Annotated in this window: 16 protein-coding genes; 5 read left to right on the top strand and 11 right to left on the bottom strand. The window is 65.3% G+C overall.

The window, feature by feature from the left end; translation table 11 throughout:
• Positions 1 to 9: 9 nt before the first annotated feature.
• The 10 genes from EHS19_RS08285 to mraZ all read right to left on the bottom strand — a co-directional run bounded on the left by EHS19_RS08285 (position 10) and on the right by mraZ (position 12585).
• Positions 10 to 1236 (bottom strand): UDP-N-acetylglucosamine--N-acetylmuramyl-(pentapeptide) pyrophosphoryl-undecaprenol N-acetylglucosamine transferase, encoded by a 1227-nt coding sequence (locus EHS19_RS08285; RefSeq protein WP_151917298.1) that lies wholly within the window; start codon positions 1234 to 1236, stop codon positions 10 to 12.
• Between the two features lie 174 nt (positions 1237 to 1410).
• Positions 1411 to 2703 carry a peptidoglycan glycosyltransferase FtsW gene (locus EHS19_RS08280; RefSeq protein WP_151917289.1) on the bottom strand — a complete coding sequence of 431 codons (1293 nt, stop codon included), beginning with the start codon at positions 2701 to 2703 and terminating at the stop codon, positions 1411 to 1413.
• Entirely contained in the window at positions 2690 to 4159 is a 1470-nt protein-coding gene (murD, locus tag EHS19_RS08275) for a UDP-N-acetylmuramoyl-L-alanine--D-glutamate ligase (protein WP_151917297.1), read from the bottom strand. Before murD ends, EHS19_RS08280 begins: the two co-directional genes overlap by 14 nt.
• Before the next feature lie 142 nt (positions 4160 to 4301).
• Positions 4302 to 5402, bottom strand: coding sequence for a phospho-N-acetylmuramoyl-pentapeptide-transferase (mraY, locus tag EHS19_RS08270; RefSeq protein ID WP_151917288.1), 1101 nt, complete (start codon positions 5400 to 5402; stop codon positions 4302 to 4304).
• Between the two features lie 160 nt (positions 5403 to 5562).
• Positions 5563 to 7137, bottom strand: coding sequence for a UDP-N-acetylmuramoyl-tripeptide--D-alanyl-D-alanine ligase (locus EHS19_RS08265; RefSeq protein ID WP_151917296.1), 1575 nt, complete (start codon positions 7135 to 7137; stop codon positions 5563 to 5565).
• Between the two features lie 240 nt (positions 7138 to 7377).
• A complete protein-coding gene (locus EHS19_RS08260) occupies positions 7378 to 8292 on the bottom strand; it encodes a UDP-N-acetylmuramyl peptide synthase (protein ID WP_151917287.1) in 915 nt (304 codons plus the stop codon).
• Positions 8293 to 8364: 72 nt separating this feature from the next.
• Entirely contained in the window at positions 8365 to 10161 is a 1797-nt protein-coding gene (locus EHS19_RS08255; RefSeq protein WP_151917286.1) for a peptidoglycan D,D-transpeptidase FtsI family protein, read from the bottom strand.
• A 6-nt stretch (positions 10162 to 10167) separates the two neighbouring features.
• On the bottom strand, positions 10168 to 10656 hold the full coding sequence (locus EHS19_RS08250; RefSeq protein WP_421745482.1) for a hypothetical protein: 489 nt from the start codon (positions 10654 to 10656) through the stop codon (positions 10168 to 10170).
• Positions 10656 to 11753, bottom strand: a complete 1098-nt coding sequence (rsmH, locus tag EHS19_RS08245) for a 16S rRNA (cytosine(1402)-N(4))-methyltransferase RsmH (RefSeq protein ID WP_151917295.1) — start codon at positions 11751 to 11753, stop codon at positions 10656 to 10658. Before rsmH ends, EHS19_RS08250 begins: the two co-directional genes overlap by 1 nt.
• A 142-nt stretch (positions 11754 to 11895) precedes the next feature.
• Positions 11896 to 12585: a division/cell wall cluster transcriptional repressor MraZ gene (mraZ, locus tag EHS19_RS11430; protein ID WP_421745480.1), complete on the bottom strand. Its 690-nt coding sequence runs from the start codon at positions 12583 to 12585 to the stop codon at positions 11896 to 11898.
• A gap of 640 nt (positions 12586 to 13225) precedes the next feature.
• Between mraZ and EHS19_RS08235 the strand changes: the two genes are divergently transcribed.
• The 3 genes from EHS19_RS08235 to EHS19_RS08225 all read left to right on the top strand — a co-directional run bounded on the left by EHS19_RS08235 (position 13226) and on the right by EHS19_RS08225 (position 18379).
• Positions 13226 to 15505 carry a HelD family protein gene (locus EHS19_RS08235; RefSeq protein ID WP_151917284.1) on the top strand — a complete coding sequence of 760 codons (2280 nt, stop codon included), beginning with the start codon at positions 13226 to 13228 and terminating at the stop codon, positions 15503 to 15505.
• 9 nt (positions 15506 to 15514) lie between these two features.
• Entirely contained in the window at positions 15515 to 16714 is a 1200-nt protein-coding gene (gene serA, locus EHS19_RS08230; protein WP_151917283.1) for a phosphoglycerate dehydrogenase, read from the top strand.
• Positions 16715 to 16876: 162 nt separating this feature from the next.
• Positions 16877 to 18379: an ATP-dependent helicase gene (locus EHS19_RS08225; protein WP_151917282.1), complete on the top strand. Its 1503-nt coding sequence runs from the start codon at positions 16877 to 16879 to the stop codon at positions 18377 to 18379.
• A gap of 48 nt (positions 18380 to 18427) precedes the next feature.
• On the opposite strand, the gene EHS19_RS08220 is transcribed toward EHS19_RS08225, so the two are convergent.
• Positions 18428 to 20134, bottom strand: coding sequence for a zinc-dependent metalloprotease (locus EHS19_RS08220; RefSeq protein WP_151917281.1), 1707 nt, complete (start codon positions 20132 to 20134; stop codon positions 18428 to 18430).
• Positions 20135 to 20443: 309 nt separating this feature from the next.
• Here EHS19_RS08220 and EHS19_RS08215 point away from each other — a divergent pair, with 309 nt between their 5' ends.
• The gene (locus EHS19_RS08215) at positions 20444 to 21199 is read left to right on the top strand and encodes a YlbL family protein (protein ID WP_421745478.1); all 756 of its coding nucleotides are present in this window, start codon (positions 20444 to 20446) and stop codon (positions 21197 to 21199) included.
• A gap of 137 nt (positions 21200 to 21336) precedes the next feature.
• On the top strand, positions 21337 to 21753 hold the full coding sequence (locus EHS19_RS08210) for a DUF3052 domain-containing protein (RefSeq protein ID WP_151917280.1): 417 nt from the start codon (positions 21337 to 21339) through the stop codon (positions 21751 to 21753).
• Positions 21754 to 21978: the final 225 nt, after the last annotated feature.

Below are 21978 nucleotides of genomic sequence, written 5' to 3'. Positions count from 1 at the left end.
TGCTTTGCGTCAGCGGCCCGCCGGCGCATTCGTCGCGGTTCCGCTCCTCGCCAGTTCCAGCACATGCCGCGCCATGATGTCCGCGGCATCGCGGATGCCGTATCGCCATGCGCGCTGCCCCATCCCGGTCAATCGTCCGCGATCGGCGAGCAGGCCGGGAACATGCGATCTGACCCATTCGCCGGTGAACTGCCGATCGTCGATCAGCAGACCGCCATCGGCGTCCACGACCGGCTGCGCGTTGAACCGCTGCTCGCCATTGCCGAACGGAAGCGGCACGTAGATCGCGGGAAGTCCGAGCGCGGCAAGTTCGCCGACCATGCCCGCCCCCGAACGGCATATCACCAGATCCGCGCAGGCGAACGCAAGGTCGATGCGCTCCAGATACGGCTCGATCCGGTAGTCTCCTCCCTCGGCCGGCGTGCCGTCTCGTCCGGCGAGGCGGCCTATGACCTGTGCTCCGGCGGATTCGGCGACGATGCGACGCACCTCGCCGTCCTTGCCGCGACCGGTCAGATGGATGATCTGGGCGTGGGCGAGCAGCTCCTTCGCCGCCGATGCGACCGCGCGATTGATGCTCAATGCGCCCTGCGAGCCGCCGGTGACGAGTACGAGCGGTCTCTCAGCTGACACGCCAAGCGCTGCAGCCGCTTCGACGCGCGCCGCGTCGCGATCGGTCTCGAATCGTGCGCACAGGTCGGCGATCACCGATCGCAACGGCAGTCCGACGCGTTCGATGGATGCGCCGTCACGGGCCTTCAAGCCGGTGTGCTCGTAGGCGGTGCCGATGAAGTCGGCCCAACGCGCGCCAAGGCGGTTCGCCATGCCGGCGCGGGCGTTCTGCTCATGGATGACGATCGGTATGCCCATGCGGTGGGCGGCGCTGTACGCCGGTGCGGACGCGTACCCGCCGACGCCGACGACGACGTTCGCGTTCCGTTGCGCGAGTATCGCGCGTGTGCGTCGGGTCTCGCGAATCCACCGCGCGGGGAATCGCAGCGCGTTGAGGTCGGGTCGACGCGGGAACGGCACCTTTTCGATGGTGTCGAGCTCGAATCCGGCGTGCGGCACCAGGTCATGCTCCAATCCGACTGCGGTTCCCAGCACGCTCACCGAGGCGTTGGGATCCTGCCGACGGATGGCGGACGCGATGGCCAGCAGCGGATTGACATGGCCTGCGGTTCCTCCTCCGGCGAGGACGACGTGCACGTCGCGTCCGGTTACGTTGCGCTGCATCTCATTGCCGCTCATGCTTCATTCCTTTCGTGCCGCGAACCGCCATGACGCATCCCGCCACGGCCAGTCCAATCGGCACACGATACCTCTATCCGAATCACCACAATACCGCGATCCGACGTGTCCGTCACCGGCTGCCTCGGCGCGCGCCCTGTAGACCGTGCGCGCAATACGCTACAACGGTTTGACATCCATGCTGATCTGCGCCTGCGTGCGCATCATGCTCGCCGCAGCGCCCGCCGCGCACAGACACATGACCAGCGACGAGCCGCCTGCCGACACGAACGGCATCGGCACACCCAGCACCGGCAGAATGCCCACCACCACACCGATGTTGACCAGACCCTGACCGACCAGCCACACGGTGATGCACACCAGCACCATCGACACATACCGGTCGCGAGTCTGCAACGCAATCCAGATCATGCACCAGCCGATGACGACGAACAGCAGGATGACGATGGCGGCCCCGACGAAACCGGTCTCCTCGGCGATGATCGCGAAGATGAAATCGTTGTGCGCGGCGGGCAGATAGTTCCATTTCTCATGCGAGTTGCCAAGTCCGACACCAAGCAACCCGCCTCCGGCGATGGCGTATCTGGCATGCGTGGACTGATAGCACAATCCAAGCGCACCACCGGAATCGCAGCCGTTGTATGCGGCGAGCACACGGCCGAGCCTGTTGGGACTCATGATGACGAGCAACCCCACCAAAGCGGCCATGACACCGATGCCGGCGGCCATCCAGCGACCCGGGAAACCGGCTACCAGAAAGGCGGTCAGACCGATGGACACGACGATCATGCCGGTGCCGAGATCCTTGCCCAGCAGCACCAGTGCAAGGCAGATCGCGTAGACCACACCAGCCGGCAGCCACGCGCGCATACCCTCGCTACGCGAACGCCGCGACGCGTCAAGCAGTGCGGAGGGCAGCCAGACGCACAAGGCGAATTTGGTCACCTCCGCAGGCTGCATCTGGAAGCCGCCGAGGGAGATCCATCCGGCGTTGCCGTACTGGCTGAGACCCAACGGCGTGAAGGTGAGCAGCTGCAGCAGCACGGCGATGCCGAGCATCACAACACTCAGCCGCCGATATCCCAGCACCGGGATGCGGGCGAGAGCAAAGGCGGCGATCATGCCGATCACGCCGAAGACCGCCTGATTGATCACTTTGCTCCACGGGGAGTATCCCGCGGCGACCAGATCAACCGACGAGCTGGAGAAGACCATGATCAGGCCAAACACCGACAGCATCAGCACGGCGACGATGAAACCGTGGTAGCACCACAGCGGGTTGCGCAGACTGCCCACGCCAAGATAGCGTCCGAACGGATCGCCTGACCCGTCGAAGTCACCGCCTGTGCGGCCCTGCGCCTTGGATTCGCCGCCGCGGGCGGTGCCGCTCACCTTGCGACCGGAACCGGTGCCGCGTCCGGCATCGCCGCCTGCCCGATCAGTGCCCCTCATGGTCACGCACCCAGCGTTTCGCCTGCGCGGCGAACTGATCACCACGGTCGGCATACGACCTGAACTGGTCCATCGACGCGCACGCGGGCGCCATCAGCACCACGTCTCCCGACGCGGCGAATGCTCCGGCGGCATCGACCGCGCGAGCCATCACGCTCGCATTGTCCGCCGGATCGATCACGGACAGCGCGATATCGGGGGCGCTCGCCTTAAATGCGTCAAGCATCGGCTGCTGGTCGCGCCCGATGATGACCGCCGCCTTGATCGTATGCGCCTGATCGGCCACCAAATGCTCGAACCGGCTTCCCTTGGCGAGTCCTCCGGCGATCCACACGACCGACTTCGGCGCGAAGCTCGACAGCGAGGCGTTGGCGGCATGCGCATTGGTGGCCTTGGAATCATCGACGAAACGAATGCTGCCGCCGTCGGCGAGATGCGCCACGGCGACGTTCTGGATGCGATGCCCGCCGGGAGCGAACGCCTTGAGGGCGGTGAGCGCCTTGTCGCGCTGAGCGCCATAGCCGAGCACCAACGCCAGCGCGGTGAGCGCATCGGCGAGCAGATGCGGGTAGACCGTGCCGTCCGGCTCGCACAGATGCGTGAACTCGGCCACCTTCGCCACGCGCTCCTCGACCCCGGGCTCGCCTCCGGCGACACCGCTCATGTCGACGATCCAGCCGTCCTTCACGCCGATCTGGCCAGCCTGCGGCTCTCCAAGCGTGAATCCGACCATACGGCATCCGGGAGCCTTCTGGGCGGCATGCGCCAACGCGGTGACGCGCTCGTCGTCGGCGTTGTAGACCAGCGTGCGCGTCACGCCGTGGAACACCTTCGACTTGTCGGCGGCATAGTTGTCGATGCCGCCATGCCAGTCGAGATGATCGTCGGCGATATTGGTGATGGCGGCGCAGTCCAGCTCCAGCGAATAGGTGAAATGCAGCTGGAACGAGCTCAGTTCGACACACAGCACGTCATGGCTCGGGTCGACCGCGGCGTGGGAGACGGCCTTGCCGATGTTGCCCACGGCCGGCGAGTCGAAGCCGCATGCGGCAAGCATCTCGGAGGTCATTTCGGTGGTCGAGGTCTTGCCGTTGGTGCCGGTGATGCCGATCCAGCCGGCGTGGGAGCCGTCGGCACGCCGCGCGCGAAGCCTCCACGCCAGTTCGACCTCGCTGATCACCTCAATCCCCCGTCGCTGCGCCTCGAGAATGAACGGGGTGCGCGGATTGAACACCGGCGACGTGCACACCAGATCGATGCGATCCCAGTCCACGTCGTCGAACGAGTGCAGATCGGCCTGATCGTTGCGCTCGTCCACACTGATCACCGTGGCGGCACGGTCGCGCAGCACATCGACCATGCTCCTGCCGGACACGCCAAGACCGGCCACCAGAACCGTCCACCCGGCCAGATCGGACCGGCTGAACGTCTTCGCTTCCTCGTTGTTCTTCCGCATGGTTTCGTCGTTCATTGCAATTCCTCGAATCCTTGCTTGAAAACCTTGGTCTAACCTTTGCGCCTTCACCGATGACGGTACCGGTCACCGCATCGCCGGTCCAGCCGCGCACCGCACCTCGACCAGGCTCGCACCCCGCGAATCACAGCAGTCCGGAGCGCGCCGCCCAGTCGGTGTAGAACACGACGAGTCCGATGAGCACGAACATGAGGTCGATCATCCAGAAGCGGACGACCACCTTCTGCTCGCTCCACCCGCACAACTCGAAATGGTGGTGGATCGGCGCCATCTTGAACACGCGCTTATGCGTCATCTTGAAATAGCCGACCTGGATCACGTCGCTCATCGCCTCCATCACGTAGAGTCCGCCCACGATGACGGCGAGAAACTCGGTGTGCGTGGCGATGGACAACGCGGCGAACAGCCCGCCCAGCGCCAGCGAGCCGGTGTCCCCCATGAACACGGTCGCCGGATTCGAGTTGTACCACAGGAATCCGATGCATGCGACCGCCGCGCACACGGCGATGATCGTCAGATCAAGCGGATCGGATACGGCGTAGGTGTAGCCGGGATGACCGCTGCCGCGCAGATGGTAGCTTTCCCAGAAGGCGATGACCGCATAGCCGGCGAAGGTGATCATCGACGAGCCGGCGGCGAGACCGTCGAGTCCGTCGGTGAGATTGACCGCGTTTGTCCATGCGGTCATCAGGAAGTTCACCCAGATGACGAACAGCACGATCGCCAGCGCCTTGCCGGCGAAATCGAAGCTGATGAACGGCTTCTCGATGAAGCTGATGCCCGCCTGGGCGCTGGGGAAGCCCGTCTTGGTGGGGGTCAGCAGCGCCAGCACCGCGTAGATGGTGCCGAGGATGAACTGGCCGATGAACTTGGCCTTCACCGAAAGACCGAGATTCTGCTTCTTGCGGACTTTGGCGAAGTCGTCGATGAATCCCAGCGCGCCCATCGACAGCATGGCGAACAGCACGAGCACCGCCGACCACGAGGGCACGTCACCGTGGGACAGAAACCGGTACAGCGCCGAAGCGCACCAGCCGAGCACGATGGCGAGGTTGATGACCACACCGCCCATGGTCGGCGTGCCGCGCTTGACCAGATGCGACTGCGGTCCGTCCTGACGAATGTACTGCCCGTAGTGCAGTCGGTGCACCAGCCGGATGAGCACCGGCGTGCCGAAGATGGTGACGAGCAGCGACACCAGAATGCCAATGATGAGTGCGATCACGTGTGATTCTCCGTTGCGACTTGTGATTCGGATGCGCGCCCGCGCGTCCTACCGGTTCAGTTCGATCCTACAATCCCCGTGCAACCTGCCTGTGGGCAGTGATGCGCAGTGCCATGCCATACGGGTCATGCGACTGGTACGGCTCGCGCCAATCGGCTCATCACCGCTCCTTTCCGCAGTCCGACCCGCAGCCCGACCCGCAGCCCGACGACCATCGTTCGGCCAGCACGCTCAGTCCCGACGCGTGCGAGCCCTTGAGCAGCACGACGGCGCCGCCGTGCTCATGGGCGAGGCGTTCGACGATGCGCTGCGCTTCGGCGGCATCCGCCGCCTGTTCGATCAGCGTCGCATCGCCCGCGGCGGACCGTGCGCCCTCCACCAGTGCTGCGGCAAGGGCGTCGAAATGCTCGTCATGCCCGTTGCCCACGGCGATGATCGCGTCAAGACCCTGTCGGGCGGCGTAGGCACCGGTTTGACGATGCAGTTCCACCTCCTGGGGGCCAAGCTCCAGCATCGCGCCAAGCACGGCGATGCGATACGGCCGCGTCTGACTGCTCGCATCGCCGTCGGCTGACTGATCGCCCTCCTCGCCGATGCCGGCGTTCCATGCGCGCAGCCCGTCGATGCCTGCCCGCATCGAATCGGGATTCGCATTGAACGAATCGTCGATGAGCGTGAACGACGCCCCATCGGACTCGACGTGCGAGACGGCCATGCGATGCGCGCTGATGCGGCTCGTACCGGCAAGCGTCTCGGCCACCTCGCGTGGCGTCAGACCGAAATGCAGCGCGACCGTGGATGCGGCCAGCGCGTTGATCGCATTGTGTCTGCCGCTGATCGCCAACGACACCGGCTGCCGCCACTGCGGCTCGCCCGTGGTCGCGTCAAGCGGCCCGCTCATGACGAACGACGGATGATCGAAGCGATCCGAGGCGATGTCCGATGCGATCAGAGCCGGTTCGCGATCCTCATGCCGGTTCAGCGCGAACCAACGCACCGGCCCGTCCGTCAGCGTGCGCATGGCAGCGACGTGCTCGTCGTCGGCATTGAGCACGGCAAGACCACCCGGAAGCAGTCCCTGCACGATTTCGCTCTTCGCCTGGGCGATGCGCTCCACCGAGCCGAATTCCCCCAGATGGGCGACGCCGACCTTGAGTACGACCGACACGTCGGGCGGCGCGATGCGGGTCAGTCGCGCGATCTCGCCGATGTGGCTCGCTCCCATCTCGGCGACGAGGAAACGGGTGGAAGGCCCCACTTTGAGCGCGGTCAGGGGAAGTCCGATCTCATTGTTGAACGAACCGATCGGCGCGACGGTCGGCCCGAGTCTCGTCAGCAGGGCCGCCAGCAGATCCTTGGTGGTGGTCTTGCCCACCGATCCCGTGATGCCGATGATCGAGAACGGCTCCGGGCACGCCCGTCGCCGTGCGATGTTGTGTCGGGCCAGCTCGCCGAGCGCCGCGACGGTATCGTCCACGACGATCTGCGGCAGCGCCGCATCGACCGTATGCGTCGTCAGCGCGCACACCGCGCCCGCGTCGGCAGCCCGCGCCACGAAGTCATGGCCGTCCACCCGCTCGCCGGCGATGGCGACGAACACCGCGCCGGGACGAACCTGACGCGAGTCGCTCACCGCGCTGGTCGCGACATCGCCGGCAGGCGCCGAAGCTCCGGTCGGCAGCGCGAGCCGTCCTCCCGTCGCCTCGACGATCTCCTCAAGCGACATCGGCATCATGGTCGCCGGCATCTGATCCGCCTGCTGAGCCGTCATCGGTTCCCCATTCGTAGGCGTTCCGGTCGCCTTGCCGGATTCCCGCATCATCCCGCTGCTCATGTTCTCCTGTTCCATCCGCATTGTTCCCTGATTACCGTTCCCTGATCGCCGTTCTGTGGATGCCGTTCCGCGTGTCCGGTCCTCGTCGCCAGCCGTGCGCCGATCCGGTTGATCCGACCAAAATCGGCCAATCCGGCCAGATCAGCCCGCGTCCCGCTTCATCTCGCTGATGTCGCGGCTGACGCGCAGCGCGTTTCTGATGTTGGCGCGACGCACGCCGGCCGCCATCACCATGGCGATCGCCAACGACAGACGCCGATCGTTCTCAGGCACCCCCGAGCTCACCGACTGCATCGCAAGCTGATCGGACTCCTCGGTGAACCCGGTCAGATGGGTCTGATCATCGATGACGAATCCGTAGCGATCCGCCGCCTCCTGACCCATGACACGTTCGAGGGAATCGCCTTGAGCGCAGTCCTGACCGAGGACGTCGACGTTCACGCCATTGAGCGCGCCATCGCGCAGCGTACGCGTGTTGAGCGCGATCACCACCGCGGCGGCACCGTCCTCGGCGCACACGGCCAGCGTGGATTCGACATCAAGGATGCCCAGCGGATAGCGAAGATTGAGGTGCCGTTCCAGTGACAGCGAACCGTCGGCGCCGATCACCGCCACCGGGTTGCCCAGCGTGTGCAGCAGCGTCGCGGCGACATGCGCGTTCTCCTCGATCGACGCATCATCGGTGCCCATGACCGCGAACACCGCCATCGCGTTCGCCGGGGAACCGCAGATCTGCGCGGCGAGACGGCCAAGGCATTCGCCGTCCGGATCGCCGTACAGCACCGGAATGTCCAGATCAGGCAGACGACCATCGAATGCGGACGGCACCAGCACCGCGTATGCGCCGCGATTCGCCGCCTCGCCGAGCCTTGCGGCATCCGCTTCGTCAGGCGACGTGACGACGAGCAGCGCGCCGGGCGATACGGACTCCGCGTCGTCGGCCAACGACGTGATCGTGACATTGGCCGCGAACGGCGGCGTCAGATCAAACCCGTACCGATCGGCGAGATCGCCCAATGTGATCCGTCCGGTGACGGATTCGCTCACTGCGCTCATGCTCCGGCCCTCCTCGTTCGTTCCATCAGTCGTTTCATCAACCGCGTCGCCAGTCGTTCCATCAGACACGGCCTACCATTCCACCGGGATAGCATTGCGGCGCGGCTGCGAGGCCGGCACCTCGTATTTCTGCATAAGGAATTCACCTATTTTGGCGAACACCGGACCGGCCGTCAGACCGCCGTACGTTCCTTGCGGGTCCTTCATCACGACCGTGACGACGAAACGCGGGTTGTCGGCGGGAATGATGCCCGACCAGTCGCTGATGATCGAGGTGAGCTGTCCGTCGGGGCCGGCGACCTGGGCGGTGCCTGTCTTCGCCGCGACGCGGTAGCCGGGCACCTTGACGAAGCTGTAGTGCTCGGCCACCGACTCCATCGCGTCGAGCATCTGCGAGGCGACCTTCTCGTCAACGACGCGCTGGGAGCCGGTCGTCTTCGTCTCGGTGACGTGTCCTTTGGCGTCGGTGATCGAATCGATGATCGACATCTGCGGCTTGACGCCCTTGTTGCCGATGGTCGCCACCGCGTTGGTCAGCTGAAGCGCGTTCGTGGCGTAGCCCTGACCGAACAGCACCGTGTTCTGCGTGCGCAGATCCCACGAGGCCGGATTGGTCAGGATGCCCGCCGATTCGCCGGGCAGATTCAGGCCGGTCATCTGTCCGATGCCGAATTTGGTGAGCCACTCGTAGCGCTGCTGGTTGGTCAGCTTCTGGGACGACATGATCATGCCGACGTTCGACGAGTTCTGCAGAATGCCGGCAAGCGTCCACCGCTCGGTGCCGTGATCGAACGAATCGCTGAAGTTCTGGCCGGACGCGGTGATGTGGTCGGGCACGGAGAAGCGGTCCGTGATCTTGTTGAGACCCAGCTGCAGCTGCGCGGACATCGTGAAGACCTTGCCGATCGAACCGGGCTCGAACACCTCGCTGACGGCGCGCGAGGTATGCAGCATCGCGTCCTGGGTGCCGGCCTTGTACTGGTCGGTGTCCTCCAATGCGATGATCCGGCCGGTGCGCAGGTCGAGCACGACGGCGATCGCCCATGCGGCGTTGTAGGTCTTCTTGCCTTCCAGCAACGCGTTCTTGACATACCAGTCGACGCTCGAATCGATGGTCAGCTTGACATCCGACCCGTTGACGGCATCCTTCGACTCGGTGAGCGTGCCGGGGATCTCCTCGCCGCCCAGTCCGCGCTGATACACCTCATAGCCGTCGGTGCCGTCGAGCGTCTTGTTGAGCGTCGCCTCCAGACCGCTCGCCCCGACCCCGGCGTCGGTCATGCCTCCGAGCACCGGGCCGAGCAGCGTGCCGCCCGAGTAGACGCGCTCGTTCGTCAGTTCGCCGTAGATGATGCCACCGAGGTGGAGCGCCTCGAGCTTGCGCATGACCTCGGGCGTCACGTCCTTCTTGATGATCAGGTACTGGCCGGTCCCGTTGAGCTTGGCGCCCAGTTCGAGCGGATCGGTGCCGAGCACCGAAGAGACGAGTCTGGCGACGGCAGCGGCGCCGGTCGCCCCCACCGGCTTGCCGTCGATCTGATGGCAGCGGCTCTTCGTCTCCTGCGTGCAGGTGATCGGCTTGAACTCGGATGCCGCCTGCGGCACGCCGATCACGTTGTACCGTTCCACGCTCTGCGCGAGCACGGTGCCGTTCGCGTCGAGAATGCGCCCTCGCTTGGCATTGATGGCGACCTTCCACGTGCGTCCCTGCGTGGCGGCGAGCGCGGTGTCACGCCCGTTGAGCAGCTGGATGTAGGTGAGCTGTCCGAGGCACGCCGAGGCCATGATCGCCAGTACGAGGCCGATGCTGATGCAGCGGCCGGCAAACGTGCGCAGCCACGCGCGCAAAAAACGGATTCCTGCAATCATCTTCCCTCACCTCGTCGGTTGCGTCTTCGGCTTGTCATAGGTGGGCGTGTATCCGTTCAGATCGATGGAGATCGAGCCCGACTGCGGCACCATGCCCATCTTCTGCGCCTTGTCCGGCAGCGACATCATCAGCGCGTCGAGCTTCGACTGGTCCTCCTCCACATCCTGGGTGAGCCTTCCGATCGACTCCTGCACCGTGGATGCCTCGAACGAGTTCTGCACCATCTGGGTGCGCAGCATCAGCGCGCCGAGCAGCGAGGATACGAGGAACAACGCCGCGATCACGATGTGCACCACCGGAAGACGGCGGGCTCGGGTCCAGGTCACCAGCCGTGCGATTCCGGACGGTTCCTCGCTGCGAGCCCGCCCGCCGACGACCAGATGCAGCTGCGGGCGCGGTTCCGGGGTGGACAGCGCCGGACGCGTCTCGCCCGCCGAGGGACGACCGTCCGACGGCACGGCGTTGGATCGCACTGACCTTGCCTGCATCGCCATCATGAGTTCCTTTCCCGTGTATGTCGCGTCCGATTGTTCGCATTTCGCCCGTTCGCATCCCGTCGCGGCCGTCGATCACGCTGCGCGAACGGGTCCTCCTCGCCCTGCGCCATGCGCTCGAAGCGCTCCCGCATGCCCTGCGGCAGCGGTCTGACCAGTTCCACGCCACGAAGCCTGACCGAGCCGGATCGCGGATTGCGCGCCTTCTCCGCCTCGTCGGCCATCAGCGCGCCATGCGTGATCGGACGAAGGAACGGCTTGGCGTCCTCGGGCACGATCGGCAGGTCGGCCGGCGCGTTCGTCTCCAATCCCAATCGCATGAAGTTCTTGACGGTTCTGTCCTCCAGCGAATGGTAGGACTCGACCACCAGCCGGCCGCCGACGGATAGATGATTGACGATCTGCGGCAGCGTGCGGGCGAGTTTGTCCAGCTCGCCGTTGACCTCGATGCGAAGCGCCTGAAAGACCCTTTTGGCGGGATTGCCCGCAGGGCGGCGCGACCGGGGAATCACGCGATCGACCAGCGCGTTGAGCTGCGCCGAGGTGACGATCGGCTCGTCTGCTCGCACACGGCAGATCTCGCGCGCGATCTGGCGGGCGAACCGCTCCTCGCCGTATTCGCGGAAGATGCGCGTCAGATCGAATTCGTCATAGTGCGCAAGCACCGTCGCGGCGGTCGTCGGCTGCGAGGCGTCCATGCGCATGTCGAGCGGCGCATCGTGCGCATAGGAGAAGCCGCGGTCGGTCTCGTCGATCTGCAGACTCGACAGTCCCAGATCCATGAACACCGCCTGAACCTCATCGATGCCAAGCGAGCCGAGCACCGACTCGAACTCGTCGAATGCGGCGTGCACCGGCGTGAATCGGTCGGACAACCCATTGCCGTGCATGCGACGCGTCGCCATCGACAGCGCCTCGCCGTCACGGTCGATGCCGATCAGTCGTGCGTCGGGTGCGGCATCGAGGAACGCGGTGGCGTGCCCGGCCAGCCCAAGCGTGCAGTCGACGACAACGCCGCCGTCCGCCAGCGCGGGCGCCACCAGCGACACGCATTCGTCGAGCAGCACCGGCTTGTGGATGGAGGCGATGCCGGCGATGTCGCTGACGTCGGCGACGTCGCTGCCGTCGGCGCTGCCTGCGCCGGCAGCGACGCCAGCGACGGCGGTCGTCTGCCCCGTGTTCTCATTCATCTTCATTTGGTCGTTTCCATTCGATTCATTCCACCTGTCCATGTCGCGATCACAACCCCACGGATGGCAGCACATCGTCGGCGATGTCGGCATATCCCTGTTCCTGATCGGCCAGGTAGCGCTCCCATGCGGCGGCGTTCCAGATCTCGGCACGGGTGCCGACGCCGATCACCACGACGTCGCCGTCAAGGTCCGCATAGTCCCTCAGCATCTGCGGAATCAGGATTCTGCCCTGCTTGTCGGGGTCCTGATCGACGGCGCCGGACAGGAACACACGCAGGTAGTCCCGCGCCGCCTTGTCGCCCATCGACGTGCGCTGGATCTGCATCGCGATGCGACGGAATTCGCTCTGCGGCAGCAGGTACACGCATCGCTCCTGACCGCGGGCCATGATCAGCCCGTCGCCGAGCTGGGCCCTTAGTTTGACCGGAAGCGCCAGACGCCCCTTGGCGTCGATCTTGGGCGTATAGGTGCCCAGAAGCAGCGGCGGCAGCGACTGTTGCATCGGCTGGGGCTGCATTGGCTGGACCGGAGCCATGCCCGGCTGCGGCGAGACGGGCTGGGATTGCATCGGCTGGGATTGCGGCATCTGCGATTGCGGCAGTTGCGATTGCGGCATCTGCGATTGCGGCGGCAGCGCATAGCCATAGGGATATGGTGCGTAGCCCGGCTGCGCATAGCCCTGCGGATACGGCTGCGCAATGGCACCGGGGTATGCGGGATACTGCCCGGCGGGCATCGGCGAGGCGGCCTGCTGCGAAGCGGCCAGAGGAGATGCGCCATCCTGATTTGGCTGTGCCGCCCACGCCGCCTGCACGGAAGCCTGTTGCGTGGACGTCGGCTGTGCGACCGTCGGCTGCGGATTCGTCGGCTGCGAGGCGGACGCATCCGCTGGAGTCATGTGCTGATCGTCCATCGCGTCCCACCTCCTTGCATATCCGCCCATTCGCCATTCAGGGACAGTTCGACCACAACTGGTTCACCACTTTACCCCACTTCCCACCACCACTCGCCACTTTTTCACACAACAGAGGTCAGTTTTCCGTTTTTTCTCCACAACAGCAGCCGCCGCACCATCGCCACACCACGACCACACCAGTCGATTGACGGATATTTCACAGTTCGCTATCAGCTATTTCTCAGTATGAGCGGCGAACAGGCGGCTGACGCAGCGAGCCTCTGCACAGCGACCCATACCCATTGATTCCATGCGCAGCGAGCCCGCGTCGCAGACCGGACCGCTCCATGCAGCCAACCGATCTCAATGCCGCGATCGGAAGTCCAAGTCGCAGACCAGGGCCACCCGCTCGTAGAGAGCTTGCGGTAAGCTGGAACGCCTTGAGTCGTCAACCGAACATCATCTAGGGGAACGGAATTCCATGTCGAGCTACTCTTCGCAGATCCAGGAGGAACAGCAGGCGGTAGATCGCTCATACGCGAGACTGGACGAAATGCGCGCGATCAACCGGTCGCGGCTTGACGCCGTACGCGCGACCGGCGCCCACGGCTCCCCCACCATGCGCACCGAACGGGATTCGTTCGCCACCATGTACGAGGATCGCCTCACCCAGCTGCGCGCGGTGGAGGATCGACTGGTGTTCGGGCGACTCGACAACACGGCGGGCCAGCGCCGCTACATCGGCCGCATCGGCCTGTCCGACAACGATCACGAGCCGATTCTGACCGACTGGCGCGCCGAGGCCGCCCGTCCCTTCTACGAGGCGACGCCGGCCCACCACGGCGACATCGTGCTGCGCCGGCACATCACTCTGCGCTTTCGCGAGGTCATCGGCATCGAGGACGAGATCCTCAACATGAACTCCGAGCGCGTCGACCAGGCGGTGTCCTCGGGCACACTCACCGGCGAGGGCGCCCTGCTCGCCTCGCTCAAGTCCCGCCGCACCGGCAAGATGACCGACATCGTCGCCACCATCCAGGCCGAGCAGGATCGCATCATCCGCTCCGACATGAAGCATACGGTCGTGGTGCAGGGCGGCCCCGGCACCGGCAAGACCGCCGTCGCACTGCACCGCGCCGCCTATCTGCTCTATACGCATCGACGCACGCTCGGCCGCTCCGGCGTGCTCATCGTCGGTCCGAGCACCGCGTTCCTGCGCTACATCGATCAGGTGCTGCCCTCGCTTGGCGAGACCGGCGTGGTCAGCCGCACCATCGGCGATCTCATTCCCGGCGTGTCCTCCACGGCCAGCGAGGAACCCCACGTCGCCCAGCTCAAGGGAGACAAGCGCATGGCGCGCGCGGTGGCCAACGCCATCGCAGCCCGCGAGCGTGTCCCCGCCGATCTGCCGAAGGTGCAGATCAACGGTCTGACCGTGCCGATGACCCGCGTCGACGTGGAGCAGGCGATCGCCGACGCGCACCGCACGCGGCAGCCGCACAACAAGGCCCGTGAGACATTCGTGCGCAGCATGCTTTCGGCCATGTGCGCACGCTATGAGGAACAGCTCGACTACACGCCGGACGCCTCGGAGATGTCGAACGTGCGCTCCATGCTGCGCATGAACGACAAGGTGCGCCGCACGCTCAATCTCGCATGGCTGCCGATGACCGGCATGTGGCTCATCGAGCATCTGTGGCTCGATGCGGCCCGCCTGCGCTCGTATGCGCCCTGGCTCGACGAGGAGCAGGCCGCCATGCTGGTGCGGCCGAAGGGATCGCCGCTGACCGCATCGGATATCCCCCTGCTTGATGAGGCGTTGGAGCTTCTCGGCCCCGACCCGGCATCCGCTTCGCGCGCGAACGCCGCCGATGCCGCGCGGGCTCAGGAACTCCAGTTCGCCAAGGACACGCTCGCGCAGGCGGGCATCGGGTCGGGCATCGTCACCGCGCAGATGCTGATCGACAACATCAACGGCGAGGATGAGACGCTGACCTCGCAGCGGGCCGCCTCAGACCGCGAATGGACCTACGGGCACATCGTGGTGGATGAGGCGCAGGAGCTCACCGCGATGGATTGGCGCATGCTGATGCGCCGATGCCCGTCGCGCTCGTTCACCATCGTCGGCGACGTGGCCCAGACCGCGGCGATGGGCGGCACGCGTCGGTGGAAGCGCACGATGGATCCGCTGTTCGGCGAAGGCAACTGGACGCTGGACGAGCTGACCATCAACTATCGAAATCCCCAGCAGGTCTGCGAGCTGGCATCGCGATTCGCGCAGACCGAGGGACTCTACATCTCCACCGTGAAGGCGGTGCGCAAGGTGACGGATTCCGTCATGCGCATCACCGTGGACGACGAGGCCGGGCTCGCTGAGCGAACCGCCGCGTGCACGATGGGTCTTGCCCGACAGTTCATCGGGCGGGACGGCACCGGGCGCGTGGCGGTGATCACGCCGGATGAGTGGATCGAGCCGACCCGCGCGGCGATCCGCAAGGCGCTGCACGCGACCTTCCCCGAGGACGAATGCGCTCGGCTTGAAGCGCAAAGCGCCTGGGACGAGCAGATCTGCGTGTGCGGCACGGCGGCGGTGAAGGGACTGGAATACGACGCGGTCGTCGTCGTCGAGCCCGGACTCATCGAACAGAACGCGCCATCACGCATGGTCGCGGCATCCGATCTGTACGTGGCCATGACCAGGCCGACGCAACGACTGCTTATAGTGCGGACACAAGCGGACGAAGACCGTATGGGCATCTAGACTGGTGCTATGCCTAAAGCACTGTTACTGGAGAACATCCATCCGTTCGCGGCCGCCTCGCTGCGCGACCACGGATTTGAAGTCGAGACCCGCAAGGGCGCCCTTGGCGAAGACGAGCTCATCGAGGCCTTGGAAGGCGTCGATCTGCTGGGCGTGCGCTCGAAGACCACCGTGTCGCGTCGGGTCATCGACGCGCGCCCGTCATTGAGCGCCGTCGGATGCTTCTGCATCGGGACCAATCAGGTCGATCTGGACTACGCCGCCAAGCATGGCATCGCCGTGTTCAACGCACCCTACTCCAACACGCGATCCGTGGTCGAACTGGTGATCTGCGACATCATCTGCCTGCTGCGCCGCATCCCCGCGCACACGCATCACATGCGGCATGGTCTGTGGGACAAGTCCGCGTCCGGCTCCCATGAGGTGCGCGGCAAGACGCTCGGCATCATCGGATACGGCAACATCGGCTCGCAGCTTTCGGTGCTCGCCGAGGCGCTGGGCATGCGCGTCGTGTTCTACGACATCGAGGAGAAGCTGGCCATGGGCAACGCCCAGCGCTGCGACACGCTCAACGAGCTGCTGGAGCAGTCGGATGCGGTGACGCTGCACGTCGACGGGCGCAAGTCGAACACCGGATTCTTCGGCGAGGACCAGTTCGAGCATATGAAACAGGGCGCGATCTTCATCAATCTGTCACGAGGCTTCGTCGCTGATCTCGACGCGTTGAAGCGCCATCTGGATTCCGGGCACCTGTCAGGCGCGGCCGTGGACGTGTTCCCCGTCGAACCGAAGAAGAGCGGAGACCCGTTCACCACCGATCTGGCCGACGAGGACAACATGATCCTCACCCCGCACATCGGAGGCTCCACCCTGGAGGCGCAGGAGTCGATCGGGCATTTCGTCTCCCAGCGTCTCGAGGACTACTGGGAGAACGGCTCGACCATGCTGTCCGTGAATCTGCCGCAGCTGACGCTGCACGCATGCCGGTCCAAGGCACGCATCGCCCATCTGCACGACAATCTTCCCGGCGTGCTGGCGCGCGTCAACCGCGTGCTCGGCGAGGAGAACATCAACATCTCCGCGCAGTCCCTGGGCACCGAGGGAGAGATCGGCTATGTGGTGACCGACGTGGCGCAGATGCCGTCCGACGATACGCTCAAGGCGCTCTCGTCGCTTGACGGCACCATCCGCATGCGCGTCATCAGTTAAGCCGTTCCCCGCCGATCGCTACAGACGTCGGCTGTGCCGCATCGCCTGTGCCGCAATCGGCATCGCGCGTTGCGCCGCACACCCCTCACGCAGTCGTATGTGGCATTCCGGTCAGGTGTGGCGTCCGACACCGGGTGTGGCGCAACGCGCGATGCTGGCACAATGGAGCATATGACGACATCGGCATCATCGGAAAACGACATTCTGGAAGGGCTTGACGACGCCCAGCGTCGTGCCGCGACCTCGCTGCACGGTCCGGTGCGCATCGTCGCCGGTGCCGGTGCCGGCAAGACGCGCACGGTCACGCGGCGCATCGCCTACGGATGCGCCACCGGCGAATGGGAGCCGTCCGGCGCGCTCGCCGTCACCTTCTCGGTCAAGGCGGCGGCGGAGATGCGCGCGCGGCTCGCCGGGCTGGGAGTCGAAGGAGTGCGGGCGGCAACCTTCCATTCGGCAGCGCTCCGGCAATTGCGCAGGGCCTGGAACGACATCTGCGACGCGCCGTTCCCCCAGGTGATCGACGATGTCCGCCCGATCGTGCAGGCCGCTCTGCGACGCGCGACCGCGCAGCATGATCATGATGAGCTCACGGTACGCGATTCGCTTGCCGAACTCAACTGGGCGAAGGTCTCGCTGATCGCCCCCGAGGATTACCCGCGCGTGTGCGCGGCGTTGCATCGCACGCCTCCGGCCAGCTTCGATCCGACTCGATTCGCCGACATCTATCTGAACTATGAGCGGGAGAAGACCGACCGCGGCGGCATGGATTTCAACGACATTCTGCTGGTCACCTGCCATGTGATCGACGACTATGAGGATGTGGCCCGCGATATTCGCCGCTCGATCCGCTGGCTCACCGTCGACGAATATCAGGACGTCTCGCCGCTGCAGCACCGACTGCTCACCCGTTGGCTCGGCGACAACCGCAACGTGGCGGTCGTAGGCGACGCGGCGCAGACGATCTACTCGTTCGCCGGCGCCAGCAGCTACGATCTGCTCGCCTTCGCCGACCAGTTCGGTCCGCTTGCGGCCGATGTGAGTCTGAACACGGACTATCGCTCCACGCCGCAGATCGTCGGCTATGCGAACAAGGTGCTGGCATCCTCACCGCAGCGAGCCGACTATCTTCGTCTCGTATCCGCCCGAGAGAACGGCCCGCGCGTGAGCCACACCGTATACGACACGGATGCGCAGGAGGCGCGCGGCGTGGCCGGACGCATCGCGCGCATGATCGCTTCGGGCGCCCATGCGAAGGATTTCGCGGTGCTCACGCGCGTCAACGCCCAGCAGACGGCCATCTGCTCGGCGTTGCGGCAATGCGGGCTGCGCTTGCGTCAACGTCGGGATGCCGGCTGGGACGTTCATGCGGATGAGTTGAGCCTGCTGGCGGATGCGACGCAGACTGAGGCATCCATAGCCGAGGGAGCCGTGACCGTCTCGACGATTCACGCCTCGAAGGGCCTTGAATTCGCCCATGTGTTCATCATCGGCTGTTCGGAGGGGCTGCTGCCCTACGGCTCGCCTTCCGATGCCGACGCGTTGGAGGAGGAACGCCGACTGATGTACGTCGGCGTGACCCGCGCCGAGGAGGATCTTCACATGTCGTATGCGAAGACCAGAGACGGCACGGGTCGCCCTCGCGTCCCCAGCAGATTCCTGCGCTGAGCCTACTGCGCTGAACTAACTGCGCTGAACGGCGGCTCCCCGCGCGGTTTATTTGAGGTCGTCGCCGCCCGTCCGATCATCGCCGGTGGCGTCTGCGGTGCCTGCCTCGCCGCCGGCATCGCTGTCGCCGCCGTCGTGGGCATCACCGGAATCATCAGCATTGCCGGAAACTCCGGCATCGCCCGCGTCACCGGCATCACCGAGGTCACCGGCATCGCCCGCGTCACCGTCGAGCAGCTTGCTGAGCTCGGCATCCCAATCGATCGCACCGGGGATGGAACCGGATGCGGCGATCGACGACGCCCCATCCTGCCCGACGGCCGCCTCCGAAGCGCCGTCGGCGACGGATGCGGCAGAAGCAGGTCCGCCGCCGACGCTACCCGCAGGATGATCGGTCGGCAACGTCGGCAGCAGATCAGGATGCGACCATTTGGCGTCACGAGCCTCGACGCCCTCGTCATTGCCGATCCGCTCCCACAGCGCCGCGGCCTCCCGCATGCGCTTGGGACGAAGCCGCATGCCCAGCAGCGATTCGAACGTGCGCTCGGCAGGACCTCCCACGGCGCGCTCGCGGCGCATCATCTCACGAAGCTGCTCGATATGCGCGATATGCGGCATACCCGCACGCCACGTCACGCAATCAACCCATCCCTCGACCAGCGCGAGCAGCGTCTCCAGCGAATTCATCGCCTCACGCTGCTCGGGCGTGTCGGGAATGCCCACCTTGGTGAGGTTCACCGCACCCGAGATGGATTCGGGATCCATCGAGGTCGCCTCGCGCAGCTGCTCCTCCATCGCGTCAAGATCGATGTCGACGCCACGCGCATACTTGCCGATCAGTGCCTCGAAACGCGGCATCAGCCACGGCACCGACGCGAACAGGCGCGCATGCGCGGCCTCGCGAAGAGCCAGAAACGCCGTGACCTCGGATTGCGGAAGGTCAAGCGATGCCGCATACTCCTCGATGTTGCGCACGATCAGTCCGCCGGCGGGATTGTTCAGCAGCGCAATGCCCTGATCGAAGCTGCCGTGCACCTCATGCGCCAGATCCCCCGCCGCATGCCCAAGCTGCATCGCGAACGACGTATTGCCGAGCAGCTTGAACAGCTGACCGGGATCCTTCATGCCATCCGGCACGGGAATCGGCACCGGACCGGCGAACATTCCGGCGATCTGACCATCGAAGGAGTCGCCCAGACGCTGCGAAATGACCGACGCCAGCGCGTCGTTCATGGACTGCGCCACCGGCGCGGCGAATTTCGCCCACGCATCGATCGTGCCCTCTATCCAACCGGTGCGCGTCATCATCTGAGCCTCCCCCGGCGCGGGATTGAATGCGCAGGCGGTGTCGAGCCACAGATTCGCCTCGCTCATCGCGGTACGAGCGATCTGCGCCTGAGAGGCATTGAGCGTGTCTGCGGACGATGGTGCGGACGAGGACCCGTCGTCACCCGTTCGCTGATCACCTGACCGCTGGCCACGCGCCTGCTGAAGAGCGAGGGACTTGGCCAGTTTGACGTTGATCGGCCCCTCCTCGACAGTGCGCTGCATATCAGCCGGCGTATTGAGACCACCGGCGGTGAACGCCTGCATCAGCGTGCGCACCTCGCTCGGATCGGGAAGCTTGGAGGGATCCTGGCTGAGCAGCTGCTCGCGGATCTCCTCAGGCATGGAGCCGATCTGGTTCCACGCCATCTCCCCCTGCACCGGGCCGAAGCATTTGATGAGCCACTGGTGGATTGCATTCTCGTCCATAGTCCGTTCCCTGCCTGATGTGTTAACGTCGCTTGGTTCCATAGTATTGGAGGTATGTCGAAAATGCATCCGAAACGTCAGTCTCAAGCCGAAGGCATATTCGACGGCATGTTGCCGGCCGGTCAGAGCGAGGTGCAGCCAGCGGCGGAGTCTGCAGCGGGTCCCGCGGCGGGGGCCGCAGTGAGGCCTTCGGCGGGGCCCGCACTAAGGCCCTCAGCGGGGCCCGCAGCGGGGCATCCCGATTCGATGCCGGGCCGCGTTGCGCTGAGGTCGCGTCGTCGGCTGCGCCTTCGCCGCACATCGACCGGCATGCTCGCCCTGCTCGCATCGGTGCTGGTGATGTGCATGCCAAGCGCCTACACCGTCGAGTCCCCAGGGCCCACGCAGGATGTGCTTGGGCGCGTCTCCCAAGGCGAGGTGATCGCCGTGAGCGGAGCGACGGTCCATAAGGATCCCGGCAAACTGCTGCTGGTCACCGTCAGCGCGTCGGGCGTGCCGGGATACCCGGTCAGCAACGCGCAGGCGTTGGTCGGGTGGATCGATCCGCAGATCACCGTGCTGCCGCGCGAGGCGGTCGTGCCGGTCGGGCAGACCACCGAGGAATACAAGGAGGAAAGCGACCGGGAGATGAGCTCGTCGCAGGATGCCGCCGTCCAGGCCGCATTCGCGTTCCTCAAGCGGCGCGGCGTGAACACATCCTCGATCAAGGTCTCCATGCATGTCGACGACATCGGCGGGCCGTCAGCCGGCATGATGTATTCGCTCGGCCTGATCGACAAGCTCACCGAGGCCGAGGAGAGCGGCGGCAAGACCATCGCCGGCACCGGCACCATCGACAAGAACGGCAAAGTCGGTGAGATCGGGGGCATCAGGCTGAAGATGCTCGGTGCCAAGCGCGATGGCGCCACATGGTTCCTCGCTCCGGCGGGCAACTGCGACGAAGTGGTGGGACACATCCCCGCAGGTCTCGGCGTGGTGAAAGTCTCGACGCTCGATGAGGCCTACGCGGCGCTGACGGCGATCGGACAAGGGCAGACCTCGGATCTGGCGCAGTGCGAGGCGTGACCCGGCGTGGCGGGATGCGCGCCTTGGCGTGGCGTAATGCGTGGCGGGATGCGCGCCGTAATGCGTGCCGGGGTGATTCCACGACGCGCCGAGACGATTAACACGGCTGTACCCCCTGTGTTGGTAATGTGTGATGCGTGAATCAAACGGCATCTAACAACGCTGAGGAATTCGGATTCCGCTCCGGTGACATCGTTCAGGAGTGGCTGTGGGACGACGACGTGGATGATTCGATCCGCGCCAAGATCGAGAACCTGACGGGTGAGGACCTGGTTGACGAGGATTATGATTCCGCAGTCGACGGCGTCATCATCTGGTGGCGGGACGGCGATGACGAGGACGAGCTGTCCGGCGTGATCGTAGACGCCTACGCAGTGCTCGGTGATGATGGTCCGCTCTGGGTGCTCACCCCCAAGCCGGGACGGCCGGGTGCGGCAAGCTCCAGCACCGTGCAGTCCGCAGCAAAAACAGCCGGCATGAACGCCGCCACTCCCCTGACCGTAAGCAGCGACTGGAACGGCATTCGGCTGCGTGCATTCGGCAAGGGACGCTGAGCCAGCGAGTGCGCTGACCTAGGCGGGTCGCTGATCCAAGCGGGGCGCTGGCACTGACCCACTTCTTCCAGCGGTCGCGCATGCGGTTGGTGAGCGATGCTCCGTGTTGCCACTTGTTGGTTCAGATGGATGCGGCAGTGTGCGACACGCCCATGTGGCGTCGGATTTGCACTCTGGGAAATTACGGCTAGACTCTACTTCTTGTGCGCGGCGTTAAGCCGCACG

Origin of the sequence: Bifidobacterium jacchi (assembly GCF_009078285.1) — a bacterium.
In the GTDB taxonomy this organism is placed as follows: Bacteria; Actinomycetota; Actinomycetes; order Actinomycetales; family Bifidobacteriaceae; genus Bifidobacterium; species Bifidobacterium jacchi.
This window is presented reverse-complemented; position numbering and strand designations above follow the sequence as displayed.

Coding starts and splice junctions, on each gene's coding strand:
- EHS19_RS08265 (WP_151917296.1), bottom strand. CDS start 7,137: ATGATGCCGATGTCGCTTGAGGAGATCGTCGAGGCGACGGGAGGACGG.
- mraZ (WP_421745480.1), bottom strand. CDS start 12,585: ATGCCCGCCGGGCAGTATCCCGCATACCCCGGTGCCATTGCGCAGCCG.
- EHS19_RS08220 (WP_151917281.1), bottom strand. CDS start 20,134: ATGGACGAGAATGCAATCCACCAGTGGCTCATCAAATGCTTCGGCCCG.
- EHS19_RS08250 (WP_421745482.1), bottom strand. CDS start 10,656: ATGGCGATGCAGGCAAGGTCAGTGCGATCCAACGCCGTGCCGTCGGAC.
- EHS19_RS08285 (WP_151917298.1), bottom strand. CDS start 1,236: ATGCAGCGCAACGTAACCGGACGCGACGTGCACGTCGTCCTCGCCGGA.
- EHS19_RS08235 (WP_151917284.1), top strand. CDS start 13,226: ATGTCGAGCTACTCTTCGCAGATCCAGGAGGAACAGCAGGCGGTAGAT.
- EHS19_RS08225 (WP_151917282.1), top strand. CDS start 16,877: ATGGAGCATATGACGACATCGGCATCATCGGAAAACGACATTCTGGAA.
- EHS19_RS08255 (WP_151917286.1), bottom strand. CDS start 10,161: ATGATTGCAGGAATCCGTTTTTTGCGCGCGTGGCTGCGCACGTTTGCC.
- EHS19_RS08215 (WP_421745478.1), top strand. CDS start 20,444: ATGCTCGCCCTGCTCGCATCGGTGCTGGTGATGTGCATGCCAAGCGCC.
- serA (WP_151917283.1), top strand. CDS start 15,515: ATGCCTAAAGCACTGTTACTGGAGAACATCCATCCGTTCGCGGCCGCC.
- EHS19_RS08260 (WP_151917287.1), bottom strand. CDS start 8,292: ATGAGCGCAGTGAGCGAATCCGTCACCGGACGGATCACATTGGGCGAT.
- murD (WP_151917297.1), bottom strand. CDS start 4,159: ATGCGGAAGAACAACGAGGAAGCGAAGACGTTCAGCCGGTCCGATCTG.
- EHS19_RS08280 (WP_151917289.1), bottom strand. CDS start 2,703: ATGAGGGGCACTGATCGGGCAGGCGGCGATGCCGGACGCGGCACCGGT.